Origin of the sequence: Acinetobacter sp. CE-15 (assembly GCF_051059255.1) — a bacterium.
Taxonomy (GTDB): domain Bacteria; phylum Pseudomonadota; class Gammaproteobacteria; order Pseudomonadales; family Moraxellaceae; genus Acinetobacter; species Acinetobacter guillouiae.
In genome coordinates this window covers 498,636-515,640 of the sequence record NZ_CP192737.1, presented here as the reverse complement: position 1 = coordinate 515,640, position 17,005 = coordinate 498,636, and the positions used below count along the sequence as shown (strand labels likewise).

The following is a 17,005-nucleotide window of genomic DNA, read 5'->3' as shown; positions in this document are numbered from 1 at the left end:
GCAAATAAAAATGCAACGAATTCGTTGCATTTTTATATTCAGAAATAATCAGAGAAAGGCTTAAATTGGTTCAATCTCATGGTGTAAGGCATCGTGGATCGCTTCAACCAATTGTTGTGCAATCTCTTGTTTCGAGGCTTTTTCTAAATCACGCTTTTCCATCTGGTACTGTTCTGCAAAAAACACGGTCATCGCATTTTGATCAGAAGCAAAACCAATATCAGCACGCGAGACATCATTGCAGGCAATCATATCGAGTTTTTTGGCAACGAGTTTTCCTGCTGCATATTCCTCTACATTACGGGTTTCTGCCGCAAAACCCACCATAAATGGGCGCTTTGACTGTTGCGCAATGGTCGCCACAATATCGGGGTTTTTTACCAATGAAACATTCAGCTCATCACCCGCTTTCTTGATCTTATGTTCTGCAACTTCTGCCACACGATAGTCAGCGACAGCCGCAGTTGCAATAAACACGTCACAGCCTTCCTCAAGCTGATGCATGCTTTCATCAAGCATTTTTATTGCAGAAGAAACATTGATACGACGCACACCATTCGGGGTATCTAAACTGACTGGACCAGCCAATAGCGTCACTTTTGCCCCTGCTGAATAACAGGCTGCCGCAATAGCAAAGCCCATTTTCCCTGTACTGTGATTGGAAATATAACGTACAGGATCAATCGCTTCACGTGTTGGTCCCGCAGTAATCACAACACGTTTTCCAGCAAGCAAGCCAAACTTCTCAGCAATCGCACGTTGTGCTTGATGGAAGTAGTTTTTAACTTGTTCAGCTAAATCTTCAGGTTCAGGCATACGCCCTAAACCGACATCACCACAAGCTTGTGAACCCGCTTCAGGCATAATCACATGTACGCCATCTTCAACTAAGGTATTCAGATTACGTTGTGTCGGCTTAGCTGCCCACATTTGCTGATTCATTGCAGGCGCAACCCAAACAGGTGCTTTGGTTGCCAAATACAAAGTACTGAGCAAGTCATCAGCCAAACCCGCGGCAAACTTTGCAATGGTGTCACAACTTGCAGGAGCAACTAAAATTAAATCAGCCCAACGCGCCAATTCAATATGCCCCATTCCTGCTTCTGCTTCAGGATCTAATAATTCGGTATGAACTGGATTGCCTGATAAGGCCTGAAAAGTTAAAGGGGTAATAAATGCCTGTGCACCTTTGGTCATTACCACGCGTACATTAAAGCCATAATCCTTTAAACGGCGTACCAGGATTGCACTTTTATAGGCGGCAATACCGCCTGTTACAGCGAGGATAATATTTTTATTAGAAAATACACTGAGATCAAAACTCACTATCAGGCTACCTTTCAGTTGCAGTGGCGCTCACAATATCATTAAATAGTCTATCTCCCAAGTCATTCAAGGGAGAAAAATCAGAAGTAAAATAATTTTAAAATGTGAAAAATAATGAATCATTCAATCAAACAATGGCCTGAACAAGAACGTCCACGTGAAAGATTACTCTTACAAGGGGCGCACAGCTTATCTGATGCAGAATTACTTGCGATTTTTCTACGCTCAGGCTCAAAACAACACTCCGCTGTTGAATTAGCGCGCTTGCTCATTCAACATTTTGGTCATTTAAATGCTGTATTTGATTCGTCTTTAGATGATTTAAAACAGTTTCATGGCATTGGCGAAAGCAAGTATTCACAACTGATGGCAGTGAAAGAACTGGGACGGCGTTACTTGAAACATCAACTAAATCAAGGTTTAGACTTAAGTCGTTCTGATTTAATCCGAGATTATTTACGTTATGAATTGATCGGAGAATCTCAAGAAGTCTTTGCCGTACTGTGTTTAGACAGCCAGTTACGTAAATTGAGTTTTAAAAAACTATTTTATGGTTCAATCAATTACTGCAATATTTCCATCAATCAATTATTACGATATGTCATACAAAAACATGCGACTTTTATCGTTATTGCTCATAATCACCCTAAAGGTTTTGCCAAACCTTCACGTGAAGATTACGATTTAACTCAAGAAATATTAAAAGCCTGTCAACTGCTTGAAATAGAATTATTGGATCATATGATCATTGCTGCTGAGCAAAGCTACTCCTTTGCTGAACACGGACTCATCAAACCCAAAACTTTCCCTACAAATGTGATTGACAAGCACCTTTGAAGCGGTGAAGATCACTAAAAAATATAGATTTAAAAGTATGATTGTCCGCGATCAAAACGATACCCTTAAAATATTACTCTCTTGGCGTGGTACGATTTTACCCAAAGTGCTGCCACCGCTTGGTTTTGTGATGCTGATTTCTGCAATTGTAGGTGGCATTGAGTATACCAATTTATATCGTTTTCCTGAATTACCCTTGGTTGGCTTTACCCTGATTGGTGTGGTGCTTTCTATTTTTCTAGGCTTTAAAAATACCGCCTGTTATGACCGTTGGTGGGAAGCGCGTAAACTTTGGGGAATGCTGATCGCCAATGCGCGTCACTTTGACCGTGATTGTCGTATATTCCCTCAAGGGCGTCGTGAACGGATCATTCAACATGTGATTGTATTTGCAAACTTATTAAGAGATCGTCTGAGACATCAAACCGCAAATCCAGATGCGCTGGTGGAAACCAGTGGTATGAGTCAACAGGCACTAACACAGTTGTATCAACAAACCAATGCGCCGCAATACACGCTGAGTTTGATCCAATGGGAATTGATGCAAGCGCTCAAAGAAGGTGAAATTTCCGACATTATCTATACCCAATTAAATGAACATGTGAATGAGCTCAGTTTGGTACAAACCGGCTGTGACCGTATTGCAACCACACCTTTGCCTTTTGCTTATTCAGTTTTATTAAATCGTACGGTCTATTTTTTCTGCTTTATGTTGCCCTTTAGCTTAGGTTCATTACTGGGTTTAGCAACACCTTTGCTGGTGGGTATTTTAGCCTATACTTTTCTGGGGCTAGATGCGTTAAGTACCGAGATAGAAGAACCTTTTGGTACACAAAGTAATGATTTACCTTTAGATTCGATGGTGAGAATGATTGAAATTGAATTATTGGGAACTCTAGGGAAACCGACTCCTCCACCGATTCAAGCCCATGATCACAATTTACTTTAATACATCAGTTTCTGATTTTATTGCCCTTTTTAAAGAGAAGTTAAAGTAAAGGCCGAGCACTGAAAATGAAATATGTGGTTATCTTTAAGGCACAGATCAATACGCTTGATCAACAGTATTTTCAAACTGCACAACTTTTACGAGAGAAAGCATTAAGCCAGTTTAACTGTCAAAAATTTGAGTCTCTTTGTGAAAATGATTTTGAAATTGCACTTTCTTATTGGAATACACTTGCAGATATCCAGGCTTGGCATAAAGATGCAGAACATCAAGCAGCTCAACGAATTGGTAAACAGCAGTGGTATAAAAAATTTAGTGTTGAGATTTGCCAAATTCAAAAAAGCTATTAGCACTAGATCACTTAAAAATCGGTCTATTTATGAAGGTAGATACTAAAAAATAGAATCAAGATAATCCCATTCGATCTGGTTCAGTTTCTAGCGCACTTCAAATTCAGATTCAGCTGGGTCAAAACGCCAAGTACGTACAATCCGCAGTTCAGAAATATCTTTCATTTTTGAATCAAAACGTCCAAAAGGTGCCCCTTTACGCACTGAGTTTTTGGCAGCTTCATCGAGGATTGAATGGCCTGAGCTTTCAATCAATCGTATAGCACGAATCCCACCCTCATTATTGAGAATGACCATTAAACGGACCTCACCCGAAAGACGCTGCTGTTTGGCAAGATCTGGGTAATATCGGTTTCCATACATCTCAACTTTTTCGCGAAATTTATCTAAATATCCAGCAGATGCATCTTGTTTGGCTTGAATACCATCTAATGTTTTAATTTTTTGTTGTTTACTAAAATTTTGTTGTTTCTGTAAATATTGAGCTTCTAAACTCGCCACCATTGCCGTTTTAGCCTGCATCTGGCTCTGCAACTCTTCCATGGCCTTTTTACGATCGTTTTGTTCCGCCTGCTTTTGCCAGCTAAGAACCGTCATTAATACTTTTTCTTCGAATTTCAATTCTCGTTTTTGCTGTATTTGCTCTAAAGCTTCGAGTTGCTGATCACCCGCACTCTTGTCTTCTGCTTGCGCTGGCATATCACTTGAAATACGATGCTCTTTACGGAATGTTCCAGAACCTTGCTGATTTGCTTGCGCTAAAAAGTCTGCATCTTTAATTTCATCTTCACTTGGGCGAATACTGATTGCGATTTCTTTTGTGCTGGTATTATTTTCTTGTGGCATTCCAAATTGAACAGATAAAAAAAGTACATGTGTAATGACAGCTGCAGAAACAGCTCCAACAAATAATGCGTCTTGCCACCAGTACTCAGAATGCTGTGTATTGGCAAATAATTTTTTTATCATGACATTAATCCGACAAAATTCCCCAATCGCCAAATTTAAAATTTATTAAAATAAGTTTAACTTTACATTATTCACAAACTTTGTGACTTATTTAGTAAAAGTAAAAACGTAATTTTAAAACACTCAAAATGGTGCAATGTTTTTTGTTAAACTGCAATCGTTAGACTTGTATTTTTTTAATAATCGACAAGTTTATCGCCTTAAAAAATGATGATGATTTGGGACAATACTTATGCCGACGCTACTTTCTAACATTGTTAAACGTATTCGACAAGTATACCAAAAAGCAGAAGGTTTTATAGAAGAAGAACGCGAGTTTCCAGTATCACAAGTATTTTTAAATGCGACCTTTAAACGTTTTGTCACCGACAACGTCAAAATTTTAGAAGATTTACATGCCGACCTTCATGATGATTGGCTAAAACTTTATGCCACACTCAATGTCAAAGGCATGCATTTGGTTCTTTCGGTTGATCTTAAGTTAGTTCAAATGGAACTCAACAAAGATATGCAGTTGATTGTTTTTGAACAAATCAGCAACACCCAAGTGATCGAAGCCAGCTATCCCAGTGTTTGGTATAAGATGGGCGTAAATACTGCTTTATTCTTCTATCAGAAAGTACTGAAAAAAGATCCTTTGGGGATGATCCTAGAAAAATTTAATGTCATTACCGTAAAAGATGAATTACTTCATTTAGACCTGAATCGTTGGTTAGGAAAAAATCGTTCTATTATGGACACATTAAACAAAGTCCATGTGAATCATGCAGAATTACGTGAAACTGAGTTGGTGGTGATTGGTAATGTAAACCTAACCGCTTTATTGAGTAAATTTAGAGAAGATAAAGACCCAGACTGGGACGAAGATGATTATCTTGAAACTGAAGTTACACCGATTGAGCAAAAGAGTTAAGTCTAAATTGCAGATTAGATTTCAAGTTATCGCAATCAAAATGTATACATAAATTCACAGGATTAGCAATAAAGTGGATATTTTCTCTTTAATTACACCGCATAATAGGTGTCATATCCAAAAATACTTTTAAATGCATAGGACATTTAATGATGGCAAAAACGTTATTTAAAACATTAAGTATGGCAACTGGTGTTTCAACTGCAATGTTATTGGTTGGATTTTCAAGCAATGCTCTTGCCATGAGTCCGTTCCAAGCAAGTTACCAGTTTGCCTATAATGGTAAAAACTTAGGTACTGCGACTCGTACATTGAGTCAAAGTGGCAATAACTGGACCTATGTATTTGCAGCAAAAGCAGCGGCAATTGCTTCTGCAAGCGAAACAAGCCGTTTTAGCTTTACCAATGGTCAAATTAATTCAAGTAGTTTTAGTCGTACCAGTAAAGTGTTGGTACATAATGACACCATGACCATTAACTTTAATCCAAGCAACAAAACCATTAACACCAAGAAAAAAGATCAGGCACGTTCTTTCCCATGGAAAGCTGGTGCTTTAGATGAGTTAAATGCTGAATTACAAGTACGTGAAGACTTAAAAGGTGCTGGTCTAAAATCAAGTTATTTGATTGCAGATGCAAAAGGTTTAGATGCGCGTCGCTTTGTTAAACAAGGCACAGAGTCAATTAAAACCCCTGCGGGAACCTATAACACGGTCAAAGTTGTACTCACCCATGACAATGGTGAAAAGAGTTCAATTTTCTGGTTAGCACCTCAATTAGACTATTTACCCGTGAAAATGTCACATGTTGATGGTAAAACATCTTATAACCTAACCTTGACCAGTTACAAAAAGTAAGACATTTTTCACCTTTTGATCAATTTCAGCTTGCATTTTTTTTAGTGCTTTTTAAAATACGCCTTTGCTTTAAAAAGCACCTTGCCTCTAGAGGATTCTCCCTGTGCACGCACTAGAACAGAAAATCTTAGCTGAAGGTATCGTTCTATCTGATCAAGTTCTGAAAGTCGATTCTTTCTTAAATCACCAAATTGACCCTGTGATGATGCAGCTCATCGGTCAAGAGTTTGCTCGTCTTTTTAAAGATGCAGGCATTACCAAAATCATCACAATTGAAGCATCAGGCATTGCGCCTGCTGTGATGGCTGGTTTGGAACTTGGTGTACCTGTTATTTTTGCACGTAAATATCAGTCTTTAACCCTTAAAGATGATTTATATCGTTCAAAAGTATTCTCTTTTACCAAGCAAATTGAAAGCACCATTGCGATTTCTAAGAAACATATTAGCAAAGGGGATAAAGCTTTGGTTATTGATGATTTCTTAGCGAATGGTCAAGCCGCTTTAGGTCTTGCTGACTTGATTCATCAAGCGGATGCAGAAGTTGTGGGTATTGGGATTGTGATTGAAAAATCTTTCCAACCAGGCCGTCAATTGTTATTAGATAAAGGCTACCGTGTTGAATCTTTGGCACGTGTTGAATCTTTGGCAAACGGTACGGTTAGCTTTGTAGAAGAATAAGCTGGTCTTACTTCAAAAGTTTTCATTAAAAAGAGTGCCTTAGGCGCTCTTTTTTTTGCTTTTTGATCAGTAGCGTCTTTGTTTTGCCTTTTATTTTGATCAAGCCCTCAGCTATATTGTGTAAATAAAGAGATAACTCAGGTAAATAATAAATGAGATCAATCACTCAAAAATTAGTTGATCTACTCGACGTACAACAATTGGATGATGGTCTATTTCAAGGGCAAAACACACGTTTATTTGGATCACACCTTGTCGGTGGGCAATTGGTGGCACAAGCATTGATTGCCGCATCAAAAACCACCAATCGACCAGCACATTCATTACATGCTTATTTTATTCGCAGTGGTCGCACAGATATTCCGATTTTATATAAAGTTGAAAATTTAAGAGATGGCAAAAGTTTTTCGACTCGCCAAGTCCATGCTTGGCAAAACGGCCATATTATATTTTCGGCCATGGTTTCATTTGCCAATATTGAAGAGGGTTTAGAAAATCAGATTGAACCGCCTCTCTACCCTTCGCCAGATGAACTGATCCCAGAACAACAACTTAAACAAATGATTTATGAGGATGTTCCTGAACCTGCACGCGCAATATTTATGCGTCAATTTTTGATCAACATCCATCCTGTACAGCCATTCAATCCATTTAAACCGATAAAATTAGACACAAATTATGCTGAATATTTTCAAACCTTTGAAACGATTCCCACTCAACAAGATACACCCATGATGCACCAAGCCATTGCTGCATATTATTCTGACTATAACCTACTGACGGTTTCACTTAGACCGCATGGTGTCAGCTATGCGAACGGCGGTGTGCGTAGTGCAAGTTTAGACCATAGCATTTATTTTCATACAGATTTTAGAGTAGATGAATGGCTACTTTATGATATGAATGCCACAGTATCTAGCCAATCCAGAGGGCTTAATTTCGGGCGGATGTGGCAAGATGGTCGATTGGTGTGTAGCGTTAATCAGGAAAGTTTAATGCGGCTGAAGCAATAACAAAATGTTTCTATAAACTTGTATCAATCATTCTAGCGATTACATTCACACAAAATATAAAGACTGATCACGGTATTCAGTTACAATCAAAATCATGTCATATCCCTGACATGATTGTAACGATAGCGATAAGCATGACAAAAATGCCAGTAGTGAACGTGAATATAACGCTTAACCATAACTTAATGAAGACAAATGGACTTTGTTGAGTGAGTAAAAATCAATGACTGATGAACAAACAGTAAAGTGCCCAAAGTGTGGCGCTACAGACTTAGAACGCCGTGACCATGAACAACTTTTAGGCAAAGCAGGCAGTGTATTATTGACTTCTGCGGGTGCAGCAGCAGGAACTGTAGGTGGCGCTGCCTCTGGTGCTTCTATTGGTGCGGCTATCGGAACGGTTGCAGGTCCTTTAGGCGTTATTGTCGGTGGAACTGTAGGAACCTTCGTAGGCGCAATCAGTGTTGGAATTACAGGTGGATTTCTAGGAAATCGCTTTGGTAAACGAGCTGGCGTGATTGTTGACCAAAATATCTTTTTTGATTACCAATGTAAAAAATGTAACCATCGTTTTAATTTAAAATAACAAAATATAAAATATCAATATGATAAAGAACTTCTCTTTTTATCCATTAGACGCCAGATAAAAGAGAAGTCTTTGAATTATTATCTAGATCTCACAAGAGCATCAAAAATTATGGGTTTAACTTTTTAACCATTTCACCTAGACGTTTGCCCTGTTCTACACATAAAGCTTTTTCATCGGAACTTAAGTTTTGGTCATGACGTGGTCCACTGACATGACTGACTCCATACGGCGTACCGCCTGATTTGGTATTTGATAAGGCTGGATTGGCATTGGTCAACCCCATGATCATCATGCCATGATGAAATAATGGCGGTAACATCGTTAATAATGTGCTTTCCTGTCCACCATGCATTGACCCTGATGCGGTAAATACACAAGCAGGTTTATCGTGTAATGCACCATTTAACCAAAGGCTAGTGGTTTGATCCCAAAAGTATTTCATTTCAGATGCCATATTGCCAAAACGTGTTGGTGAACCTAAAGCCAATCCTGCACAATTTTGTAAATCATCCAATGTACAATAAATATCGCCATGTTCTGGAATACTGGCTTCCGCTTCTTTCACAACAGTGGAAAGATTAGGCACAGTCCGAATTTTTACTGCGACACCTGCTGCTTCTACCCCGTTGGCAATCAAGTGTGCCATCTCTTTGGTAGATCCATATTTACTGTAATAGAGTACGAGAACATAAGCTTGCATAGAGATTTCTTGATTTCAACATAAGAAAATAAAACTATACGGTATTTTTCTGCTTTTTTGGGTAAGCTAGGCAATGAAAATGCAAGATATGCCGAAAAATAATTGAGATCAAAGATATATATGCTTGAATTACTTAAAAAACTCCCCTTCTATGAAAAAACTTGGTTTCAATTCATTCTTTTTGTACTTGGTCGTTTTGAAGCAGATCGTTGTCGTGAACAAGCGGGATCGCTGACCTATACGACATTATTTGCTGTTGTTCCAATGTTGACTGTTTTCTTGGTTATTATCTCATCAATCAAAGCCTTAGAGCCTGCTAGACAGCAACTCCAGCAGATGATTTATAGTAATTTCTTGCCGAAAACCAGCATTGCTTTTGATAAAGCTTTTAATGTCTTTACCGAGAACTCAAGTAATTTAACTGTTATTGGTGTGCTGTTTTTATTCATTACCACAGTACTGATGCTTACCAGTATCGAAACGGTTTTTAATCGGATTTGGCGTGTTCAAGAAACGCGTAATGGCATCATTGGCTTTATGCGTTATTGGACCATTATTTCTTTAGGCCCGATTTTATTGGGGAGTGCCTTTGTCATTTCATCAACATTGGCCTCTATGAATGTTTTAAGTAATAACTTTGCTGGTTATGAAGTTGATGGTACAGCGTTATTTGGGGTCATTTCGTTTGCACTGACCACTTTAGGCTTTTTCATTCTATATTGGACGATTCCAAATCGTAGTATTCCTGTTAGAGCGGCGGCGATTGCAGGTCTTTTTGGTGCGATTGCATTTGAGCTACTTAAAAACCTATTTGGTTTTGTTATGGCAAATTTCACCAGCTATACCCTTGTTTATGGTGCTTTTGCTGCTGTGCCAATTTTCCTATTGTGGATCTTTTTATCGTGGAATATCGTCTTATTGGGTGTGGAAATCAGTTATGCGCTTACCGCATTTCATACAGGTAAAATCCAGACCCGCCATCCTGTGTTGATGATGCTCGATATTCTAGAATTATTTTATAAAAAACAGAAAACGGGTGAAGTGGTAACTGATGCAGAAGCATTAAATATTTTAGGCCGTGGTGAAATTGGACGCTGGCCAGTTTATATCCAACTTCTAGAAAAACAGAATTTGGTTAAATGCACTGACAATAATGAATATGTGCTGGTCAGAAATTTAGATGAAATTGATTTCTGGTCATTCTATACATCATTGCCTTATACCCTGCCTCGTCGTCATGATGTTGAACATGTCCATGATGATGATGTTTGGATGAAGCATATCGGCCCGACCTTAATCGAATCCGATGAATATTTGGCAGCCAAATTATCGATTCCGCTTTCAACCATTTTGGATGATAAATAATTTTAACCCAGCTAGATAAACAACCTCCCTTTCCAAGCAGTGCCCATTGGAAAGGGAGGTGATATTACTTTTTTGATGAATCGTTATAATTTCGCAATAGCCAAAACCACTGCATAAAGCGGATAAAAGACACCTCAATGGTGTGAACCTGTCTTTTTTATAGGATATAATTCAAAGTAGACAAAAGATCTTTTATTCAGGCAATCTTTGCATGACGATAACAAAAACCAGCGATAAAAATATACTGACTCAACTCAGTACCAATGATGAAATTGTTGCACCACTATGGCTTATTTTTCGACATGATCCTGCACTGTCTGTTTATCCTGAACATGGGCATGCTTGGGGCGAATTTATTTATGCCTTTAATGGGGTGATGGAAGTTAATATTGATCAAATTAATTATATTACGCCACCTCCATATGGAGTTTGGTTACCGCCAAATACGCAACATAGTGGTTTGAACCGGACTCCTGTTTCCCATGCGACTTTGTATATCCACCAATCGTTATGTAGTGCCTTACCTCAACAAGCAGGGATTCTCTTAACCTCGCCTTTGGTTTCAGCGATTTTACAGCACATCAAACAACACCCAATGCAAGCATCTGAGCCCGAATATTTGCGACTATTACAGGTGTTACTTGATCAGTTACAACATGCTGAGTTAATCGGTAGTTATTTACCCCATACCAATCATGTTGCCTTAAAACAAGTTTTGGATTTTTTACATGCCCACCCTGCTGACCACAGTACGCTAGAGGCTTTAGCCCAACGGATTAATATGACTGAACGTACCTTGGCAAGACTGAGTCAAAAAGAGTTGGCAATGTCACTCAATGAATGGCGACAACGGCTTAAAGTCATGAAAGCGATGTCTATGCTCAATGAGGGGAAAACGGTTGAAAGCATTGCACTGGATTTAGGTTATGCCAATGCTTCTGCTTTTATCAATATGTTTAAACGTTGGATGATGCGTACCCCAGATCAGTTTAGAAAATTGTTGCATCACTAAATCAACTTTTTACATTTTAAATAGATGAAATGGAATGATCTACATACTGATAATCAATAATCTTCCCGACCAATCTATATGTCGATATAAAAAGGCATGGGCTGAATTTAACTTTGCTTTATGTATTAATTCACCAAAGTCATCCATTGCTAATTTTATTATGACGAGCCAATTGGCGATTTTAATACGATTCAAACAACAGCTAAAAAAATAGCGATGCTGTAAATTTTAACTGGCTGTAAATTTCAACGGATAAATCAAGCAGGATATATCGCAAAAGTTAACGATGAATTGTTGTTGTATAAAACTGTAGATAATAAAAAACCCAATGCGTATTGATTATAAATAAACACTGGGCTGCTTGCATTTTAAATGCTTATTTTACAAAAGTTTTCCAAACAAAATCTTGGCTTTGACCATGTAGAGTCATAGTCAATTGATCACCAGAAGCCAATGCTGCAACACCTGCTGGTGTCCCTGTCATCACCACATCCCCTGGTTCTAAAGAGAATACTTGACAGATGTCTGCAAGTAAGTAAGCAATATCAAAAATCAATAAAGCAGTATCGCCCTTTTGTCGAACTTCATCATTTACTGCAAATTCAAAAGTAACAGCCGACCAATCTTTAATCTCATCCACACTGACCCAATCAGCCAGTACACATGAGCCATCAAAAGCTTTTGAACGCTCCCAAGGCTGGCCTTTGCCCTTTAAGTCATCTTGGAGATCACGTAAAGTTAAATCTAAGCCTAAAGTCACCGCACCAATCGCATCCAATACTTTATCTAAATTGGTTTCGCCCTTAAGTGGCTTGTCGATACGTAACGTCAGTTCACACTCATGGTGGCAATTTCCCCACGCCTCATTCCAAGAAATACCGTCTTGCAATGAAATCAAACTACTGGGCGGCTTGATAAATAAGACTGGACGATCTGGAATTGCGTTACCTAATTCTGCTGCATGCGCTGCATAACTACGACCGACACATACAATCTTAGATGGACGTGTACTCATATTGTTCCCTTCTTATTGATCAGCGTTAAAAACTTTATAATTCCAAATTACTTTTTAAAAGTATTGATAAAAATCGTTTGATCTGCGGGTGTCGCAAATGCTCGTTTAGGCACAATCACCACAGTACGATTTTTTAATTCAATCATATAGGTAAGCTTGCCTTCTGCAAATTTATCTACATCTGAATAATGATGAACTTGCTTTGGACGACCACTACTGAATAATTCCATATAGTCTTGAAATAATTCAATACCTTGTTCGCTTTTACCAAATTGATATTTAACGAATTGGCGTTTAAACATCATCGGTAAAAACCAATACCGCATCAGCATTTGCAGAATTAAGAAAAAAGCACCTAAGCAAACATAATATTTACCCACACCCTCTAAACCGAGGTAAATCCCCCAAACCATGATTCCGATGCTGACCAAAGGCGTGAGAAATTGGCTAATTTGCTTTTTACCAAAAGTTGCCAGTTTAAAACCGTCTTGAGATTCTTCTAAATTAAGATAATAACGTGCAGATAATGCAGGCTGGGTGTCTGACATAGTTGCTTCAATACAAATATTTTACGATGCCAAGATATTACACTAGATTTTTCCAGCGAGATGCGGATTTTCATCTTGTTTTACAGAACACCTCTATTTTTTAAAAGTGAATCCTTTTAGGGTCTTTCATACAAATGGTTTTTATAAAAACAAAAGATTGCCGCTTATCAAGGCACAAAAGGAATTGTGATGAAAGCTTTTTATTTAAATATCAGTCTCGTGCTCTTAATCGGTATCAGTCAAATCAGTTTCGCGAAATTGGTCACTTGGAGCGATAATATTCCCAGTGCGTTAAAACCATTTGACAATAATGCCCAGCAAATCGCGGCAATTGCTCAAGACAATATTTTAATTTATGCCCATCCAGCGACCAAGACCTCCTTACCGACACTCAACAAACAGCCCCAACCTATAGCTAAATTTTCAACAGCAGCCATTGTTGTGCCTGTAAGTAGCCAAGAAGTGGCTAAAACTTTAAGCCATTACACGCAATATGTTGGGTTATTCCCGACTTTAAAATCAGCAAAAGTCATCGAAACAGCAGGACCTGTCAGTCAATTAAAATATCGTATTTCCATCCCGACACCGATACCTGTATTGAATTTTAATGAAGATGTGGTGATGCAACATCAAATTGGACAAAATAGCATTTCAACCATGGTGATTGATGGCCCAATTCCTTATGCATTAGGGAAATTTGAATGGTTTAATTTAGCTGACAACAAAACCTTAGTGACCCTGACACAATGGGGCGATTTAAACCAACCGCAAGGTTTCCTATTTAAGAAAATTTTAAATGCTTTCCCTGAAGTAAAACTGGCGATTCCAAATGGTTCGAGCGCCTTTGTTTTAGAAGCGCTCAAAAATAAATATACGGCTAAAAAAGTGACGGCATTAAATGCAGGGCAACTACCTAGCCCACAATTAAATACAGCTCAAATCAATAAAATTGTTCAGGTCAGTGCCAACGCGCAACAGCCCGTCAGTATTGTACTTAATCCTGTCACTGTACCTTATACCCATGGTCGTGAAGTTTTACGTTTTACCACAAGCTATCAATATTTAAATGCCACCCCGCAACAATTACAACGTTGGACACAACCCTTATCCTATAAAGAAATTTTTCCAAAACAAATCAAAAGCATTAAAACCACAGCGATCAACACACAAGGACAAGATGCAGACTTTAAAGTCAGTGTCGGATTGGGGGTTATTAGTATTCCTTTTGATTTTAAAATGCGTTTTAGCTATCCCAAAGCCACCGAAAATAACTTCTATGCCAATGGCGGTGATTTACGTTATCTCAAAGGTCAAATTCAATTTTTACCCCAAGGCAATAACACCTTACTCAAAATGACCACCACCATCAAAATTGATGAAAAAGCACCATTCCTACTCAAAGCAGCACGCAGTTTACCCTACCATGAAATGTTACCTGCACTGGGTGCAAATGCAATTTTTGCTCAAAAAGTAAAGTAGTGCTGATTGGGCTTTTAAAACTCAATTAATCAGCCAGATGTTTGATTGTTGTACCAATATTAAATAGGAAATATAACGGGATTGCGACCAGATCACCGACTAAAGTGACTGGGGTTAAGGCGACTTTCTGCAACAGTGTTTTAGAATGTAGTGAGTATTTGGTTTTTCCTTGTGTATACATCGCAATCGTATAGTTCTGATTAAAGTTCTGAAATTTCATATTTTTAATTTCAGAGTTTAAACCCACAACACGCCCAACCAATCCAATTTTTCTTTGATAAAATTCAGAGTTTTCCTGACCATACTCGTACTGACTCAGTCCAAGTCGAGATAACTTATTTTCTTCCAGTCGAGTTAAATTGTTTTTTGCATAATACAGTTCAATATCACCGCTAAATTGAGCTGCTTGTGGATTTTTTTGATCATCACTTTCAGGCATTAAAGACAAGCTAAAATGCTTGTCACTCGGACGGACAGGTTTGATCCGCCAATACTTGGGGTCTAAATCAGATTGAATGGTCTCTAAAATTTCCTTATTTCCAATATCAATCATATACGCATATTTTTGCCCAACCACGATTAAGGAGCGATCTACATTGTTTCTATCATGGCTATTTTTTGAGGAAGCATTTTCTTTTAAATAGGCAAAACCGACAATTTGATCCTGATCTACAATCACACGATCTGCATGGGTTGAAACCACTTTACCCGTCGCCAACCTGCCAGAATCACTGTTATTCCACAGAATGGCGGTACATCCTATCATTTGACTGATGACCAGCACGATAAACAATGAGAAATATTTATGCATGAATGATTGGCCTTATTTTTATTATCTCGCTCATTGTGCCATTTTTAGGCACAAAAAAACCGCAATAAAGCGGTTTTTTTAAATATTTTATCAAGTTGGTGCGCTCAGAGAGATTCGAACTCCCGACCCCTTAGTTCGTAGCCAAGTGCTCTATCCAGCTGAGCTATGAGCGCGACGTCTTGATGGGACGCATTATACGCCTTTTCATTTTTTTGTTAAGGATTATTTCAATGGTTAAACACCAAGTGTTTAGTATTTGGGCTATTTATCTTTAAATCGACAAAAAACCTAGGATTTATGCATTTATACACTGCTTGCATGCTGTTTCATTTGAAATTGAATTAAATATTTTTCAGTAAACAACCAAAATAAATAGCCAACTACACTCAATAGGATTCCAGCCGCACACACAGCATACCATCCCCAATGACCATAGAGTGTTGTTGCCAGTAATGATCCCACAGCACTGCCCAATGCATAAAACAACATATAAGCACCAACCAATCGCCCATGTAATCGAATATCGGCTTGGAAGATCAGACTTTGATTAATCACATGGACTGATTGAATAGCCACATCCAATAAAATAATCGCTAAAATAAAAATCCAAATTGAAAAATATAAGCAGGTTAAAATGCCCCAAGCCCCGATCAGTAATAGAAACGCATATTGTGTAACACGCTGCGCATAGCCTCGATCAGCCAACCCACCAACACGGATTGCCATAACCGCACCAATAGCACCAATGATGCCTAAAAAACCAATCAAGCTATGTGAATATTCAAAAGGCTGAACAGATAAAGGAAATACCAGAGCATTCCAAAACAGATTTAAATTGACGAAAATGATGAAAGCAAGTACGCCTCTAATCTGTAACACTCTATTTTTAAATAATTGTTCAAACAATGAAAAGATTATCTGGGAATAAGTAGATTGCTGAGTAGAATCTTTTTCGATGCGGATAACAGCTAAGTATTTCCATAAAAACACACTGATCATACTCATACATAGTACAGAGAATATATATACCCCTTGCCATCCAAACCAATCAGCTAAACTACCAGACAGTACCCGAGATAAAAGTATGCCAATCAACACACCAGCTTGGACTGTACCCACGATTTTGCCGCGTTCATCAGCAGCGGCCAAAACTGATGCATAAACTATTAAGCCTTGGGTCATCGCTGTTCCCAACATGCCCACAATCAGCATACTCAATAACAACGTGAAAATATGATCTGAAAAAACCAACGAGATTAAAGCGAGGCATAAAATGATGGACTGAAACAACATCAAAGATTTTCGTGGTAATAAATCGCCTAAAGGCACAATAAAAATTAATGCAATGATTGATCCCACTTGAGTCAATGAAACAACTAACCCCACCCACGAATAATCTAATTTAAAATCTTGGGCAATCAAATCCAGCAATGGCTGTGCATAATAAACATTTGCAACACTCAATCCAGCAGCACACGCCAACAGCATCACCAAGGCTGGAGAAAGCTGAGATCGCTGCTGTTCTCTTGTTTTATTGCGCTGTTGATGATCTGTTTTGTTCATTTTGCACCAATCTGGTTTTAATTTGCAACC

At 38.3% G+C, this 17,005-nt stretch carries 18 protein-coding genes and 1 tRNA gene; 11 read left to right on the top strand and 8 right to left on the bottom strand.

What is annotated here, in order from left to right; all coding sequences use genetic code 11:
* Window positions 1-60 precede the first annotated feature (60 nt).
* Window positions 61-1,326: a bifunctional phosphopantothenoylcysteine decarboxylase/phosphopantothenate--cysteine ligase CoaBC gene (gene coaBC, locus ACQ7EO_RS02440; RefSeq protein ID WP_004816940.1), complete on the bottom strand. Its 1,266-nt coding sequence runs from the start codon at window positions 1,324-1,326 to the stop codon at window positions 61-63.
* A 114-nt stretch (window positions 1,327-1,440) separates the two neighbouring features.
* Here coaBC and radC point away from each other — a divergent pair, with 114 nt between their 5' ends.
* The 3 genes from radC to ACQ7EO_RS02425 all read left to right on the top strand — a co-directional run bounded on the left by radC (window position 1,441) and on the right by ACQ7EO_RS02425 (window position 3,462).
* Window positions 1,441-2,163: a RadC family protein gene (gene radC / locus ACQ7EO_RS02435; protein WP_004725808.1), complete on the top strand. Its 723-nt coding sequence runs from the start codon at window positions 1,441-1,443 to the stop codon at window positions 2,161-2,163.
* Window positions 2,164-2,200: 37 nt separating this feature from the next.
* Window positions 2,201-3,112, top strand: a complete 912-nt coding sequence (locus tag ACQ7EO_RS02430; RefSeq protein WP_004725806.1) for a bestrophin family protein — start codon at window positions 2,201-2,203, stop codon at window positions 3,110-3,112.
* 65 nt (window positions 3,113-3,177) lie between these two features.
* The gene (locus tag ACQ7EO_RS02425; protein WP_303577403.1) at window positions 3,178-3,462 is read left to right on the top strand and encodes an antibiotic biosynthesis monooxygenase family protein; all 285 of its coding nucleotides are present in this window, start codon (window positions 3,178-3,180) and stop codon (window positions 3,460-3,462) included.
* A gap of 87 nt (window positions 3,463-3,549) precedes the next feature.
* Here ACQ7EO_RS02425 and ACQ7EO_RS02420 read toward each other — a convergent pair whose 3' ends face one another.
* Window positions 3,550-4,431 carry an energy transducer TonB gene (locus tag ACQ7EO_RS02420; protein WP_434278798.1) on the bottom strand — a complete coding sequence of 294 codons (882 nt, stop codon included), beginning with the start codon at window positions 4,429-4,431 and terminating at the stop codon, window positions 3,550-3,552.
* A 232-nt stretch (window positions 4,432-4,663) separates the two neighbouring features.
* Between ACQ7EO_RS02420 and ACQ7EO_RS02415 the strand changes: the two genes are divergently transcribed.
* The 5 genes from ACQ7EO_RS02415 to ACQ7EO_RS02395 all read left to right on the top strand — a co-directional run bounded on the left by ACQ7EO_RS02415 (window position 4,664) and on the right by ACQ7EO_RS02395 (window position 8,479).
* Entirely contained in the window at window positions 4,664-5,344 is a 681-nt protein-coding gene (locus ACQ7EO_RS02415; protein ID WP_239044831.1) for a hypothetical protein, read from the top strand.
* Between the two features lie 152 nt (window positions 5,345-5,496).
* Window positions 5,497-6,201, top strand: coding sequence for a DUF3108 domain-containing protein (locus ACQ7EO_RS02410; RefSeq protein WP_209827967.1), 705 nt, complete (start codon window positions 5,497-5,499; stop codon window positions 6,199-6,201).
* A gap of 103 nt (window positions 6,202-6,304) precedes the next feature.
* A complete protein-coding gene (locus tag ACQ7EO_RS02405) occupies window positions 6,305-6,880 on the top strand; it encodes a xanthine phosphoribosyltransferase (RefSeq protein ID WP_004725796.1) in 576 nt (191 codons plus the stop codon).
* Between the two features lie 152 nt (window positions 6,881-7,032).
* Window positions 7,033-7,893, top strand: coding sequence for an acyl-CoA thioesterase (locus ACQ7EO_RS02400; RefSeq protein ID WP_034617683.1), 861 nt, complete (start codon window positions 7,033-7,035; stop codon window positions 7,891-7,893).
* Between the two features lie 223 nt (window positions 7,894-8,116).
* A complete protein-coding gene (locus ACQ7EO_RS02395) occupies window positions 8,117-8,479 on the top strand; it encodes a hypothetical protein (protein ID WP_004725792.1) in 363 nt (120 codons plus the stop codon).
* 109 nt (window positions 8,480-8,588) lie between these two features.
* Here the strand turns inward: ACQ7EO_RS02395 and wrbA are convergent, their stop codons facing one another.
* Window positions 8,589-9,182 (bottom strand): NAD(P)H:quinone oxidoreductase, encoded by a 594-nt coding sequence (gene wrbA, locus ACQ7EO_RS02390; protein WP_434278797.1) that lies wholly within the window; start codon window positions 9,180-9,182, stop codon window positions 8,589-8,591.
* A gap of 120 nt (window positions 9,183-9,302) precedes the next feature.
* Between wrbA and ACQ7EO_RS02385 the strand changes: the two genes are divergently transcribed.
* A complete protein-coding gene (locus ACQ7EO_RS02385; RefSeq protein ID WP_004816923.1) occupies window positions 9,303-10,547 on the top strand; it encodes a YihY family inner membrane protein in 1,245 nt (414 codons plus the stop codon).
* A 211-nt stretch (window positions 10,548-10,758) separates the two neighbouring features.
* On the top strand, window positions 10,759-11,559 hold the full coding sequence (locus ACQ7EO_RS02380) for an AraC family transcriptional regulator (RefSeq protein ID WP_154129664.1): 801 nt from the start codon (window positions 10,759-10,761) through the stop codon (window positions 11,557-11,559).
* 376 nt (window positions 11,560-11,935) lie between these two features.
* Here the strand turns inward: ACQ7EO_RS02380 and ACQ7EO_RS02375 are convergent, their stop codons facing one another.
* Window positions 11,936-12,574: a fumarylacetoacetate hydrolase family protein gene (locus tag ACQ7EO_RS02375; RefSeq protein WP_209827958.1), complete on the bottom strand. Its 639-nt coding sequence runs from the start codon at window positions 12,572-12,574 to the stop codon at window positions 11,936-11,938.
* A 47-nt stretch (window positions 12,575-12,621) separates the two neighbouring features.
* The gene (locus tag ACQ7EO_RS02370) at window positions 12,622-13,122 is read right to left on the bottom strand and encodes a YcxB family protein (RefSeq protein ID WP_004816919.1); all 501 of its coding nucleotides are present in this window, start codon (window positions 13,120-13,122) and stop codon (window positions 12,622-12,624) included.
* A 189-nt stretch (window positions 13,123-13,311) separates the two neighbouring features.
* Here ACQ7EO_RS02370 and ACQ7EO_RS02365 point away from each other — a divergent pair, with 189 nt between their 5' ends.
* Window positions 13,312-14,601, top strand: a complete 1,290-nt coding sequence (locus ACQ7EO_RS02365; protein ID WP_434278796.1) for an SRPBCC family protein — start codon at window positions 13,312-13,314, stop codon at window positions 14,599-14,601.
* A gap of 25 nt (window positions 14,602-14,626) precedes the next feature.
* Here ACQ7EO_RS02365 and ACQ7EO_RS02360 read toward each other — a convergent pair whose 3' ends face one another.
* The 3 genes from ACQ7EO_RS02360 to ACQ7EO_RS02350 form a co-directional block, all read right to left on the bottom strand.
* The gene (locus ACQ7EO_RS02360) at window positions 14,627-15,412 is read right to left on the bottom strand and encodes a hypothetical protein (RefSeq protein ID WP_434278795.1); all 786 of its coding nucleotides are present in this window, start codon (window positions 15,410-15,412) and stop codon (window positions 14,627-14,629) included.
* Window positions 15,413-15,508: 96 nt separating this feature from the next.
* A tRNA-Arg gene (locus tag ACQ7EO_RS02355) sits at window positions 15,509-15,585 on the bottom strand.
* Window positions 15,586-15,715: 130 nt separating this feature from the next.
* Complete coding sequence (locus ACQ7EO_RS02350; RefSeq protein ID WP_434278794.1) at window positions 15,716-16,975, bottom strand: MFS transporter; 1,260 nt, start codon at window positions 16,973-16,975, stop codon at window positions 15,716-15,718.
* Window positions 16,976-17,005 lie beyond the last annotated feature (30 nt).

What these genes read in the sequence shown, in the direction of transcription:
- radC (WP_004725808.1), top strand. Translation starts at nt 1,441, where the DNA reads ATGAATCATTCAATCAAACAATGGCCTGAACAAGAACGTCCACGTGAA.
- ACQ7EO_RS02430 (WP_004725806.1), top strand. Translation starts at nt 2,201, where the DNA reads ATGATTGTCCGCGATCAAAACGATACCCTTAAAATATTACTCTCTTGG.
- ACQ7EO_RS02425 (WP_303577403.1), top strand. Translation starts at nt 3,178, where the DNA reads ATGAAATATGTGGTTATCTTTAAGGCACAGATCAATACGCTTGATCAA.
- ACQ7EO_RS02420 (WP_434278798.1), bottom strand. Translation starts at nt 4,431, where the DNA reads ATGATAAAAAAATTATTTGCCAATACACAGCATTCTGAGTACTGGTGG.
- ACQ7EO_RS02415 (WP_239044831.1), top strand. Translation starts at nt 4,664, where the DNA reads ATGCCGACGCTACTTTCTAACATTGTTAAACGTATTCGACAAGTATAC.
- ACQ7EO_RS02410 (WP_209827967.1), top strand. Translation starts at nt 5,497, where the DNA reads ATGGCAAAAACGTTATTTAAAACATTAAGTATGGCAACTGGTGTTTCA.
- ACQ7EO_RS02400 (WP_034617683.1), top strand. Translation starts at nt 7,033, where the DNA reads ATGAGATCAATCACTCAAAAATTAGTTGATCTACTCGACGTACAACAA.
- ACQ7EO_RS02395 (WP_004725792.1), top strand. Translation starts at nt 8,117, where the DNA reads ATGACTGATGAACAAACAGTAAAGTGCCCAAAGTGTGGCGCTACAGAC.
- wrbA (WP_434278797.1), bottom strand. Translation starts at nt 9,182, where the DNA reads ATGCAAGCTTATGTTCTCGTACTCTATTACAGTAAATATGGATCTACC.
- ACQ7EO_RS02385 (WP_004816923.1), top strand. Translation starts at nt 9,303, where the DNA reads ATGCTTGAATTACTTAAAAAACTCCCCTTCTATGAAAAAACTTGGTTT.
- ACQ7EO_RS02380 (WP_154129664.1), top strand. Translation starts at nt 10,759, where the DNA reads ATGACGATAACAAAAACCAGCGATAAAAATATACTGACTCAACTCAGT.
- ACQ7EO_RS02375 (WP_209827958.1), bottom strand. Translation starts at nt 12,574, where the DNA reads ATGAGTACACGTCCATCTAAGATTGTATGTGTCGGTCGTAGTTATGCA.
- ACQ7EO_RS02370 (WP_004816919.1), bottom strand. Translation starts at nt 13,122, where the DNA reads ATGTCAGACACCCAGCCTGCATTATCTGCACGTTATTATCTTAATTTA.
- ACQ7EO_RS02365 (WP_434278796.1), top strand. Translation starts at nt 13,312, where the DNA reads ATGAAAGCTTTTTATTTAAATATCAGTCTCGTGCTCTTAATCGGTATC.
- ACQ7EO_RS02360 (WP_434278795.1), bottom strand. Translation starts at nt 15,412, where the DNA reads ATGCATAAATATTTCTCATTGTTTATCGTGCTGGTCATCAGTCAAATG.
- ACQ7EO_RS02350 (WP_434278794.1), bottom strand. Translation starts at nt 16,975, where the DNA reads ATGAACAAAACAGATCATCAACAGCGCAATAAAACAAGAGAACAGCAG.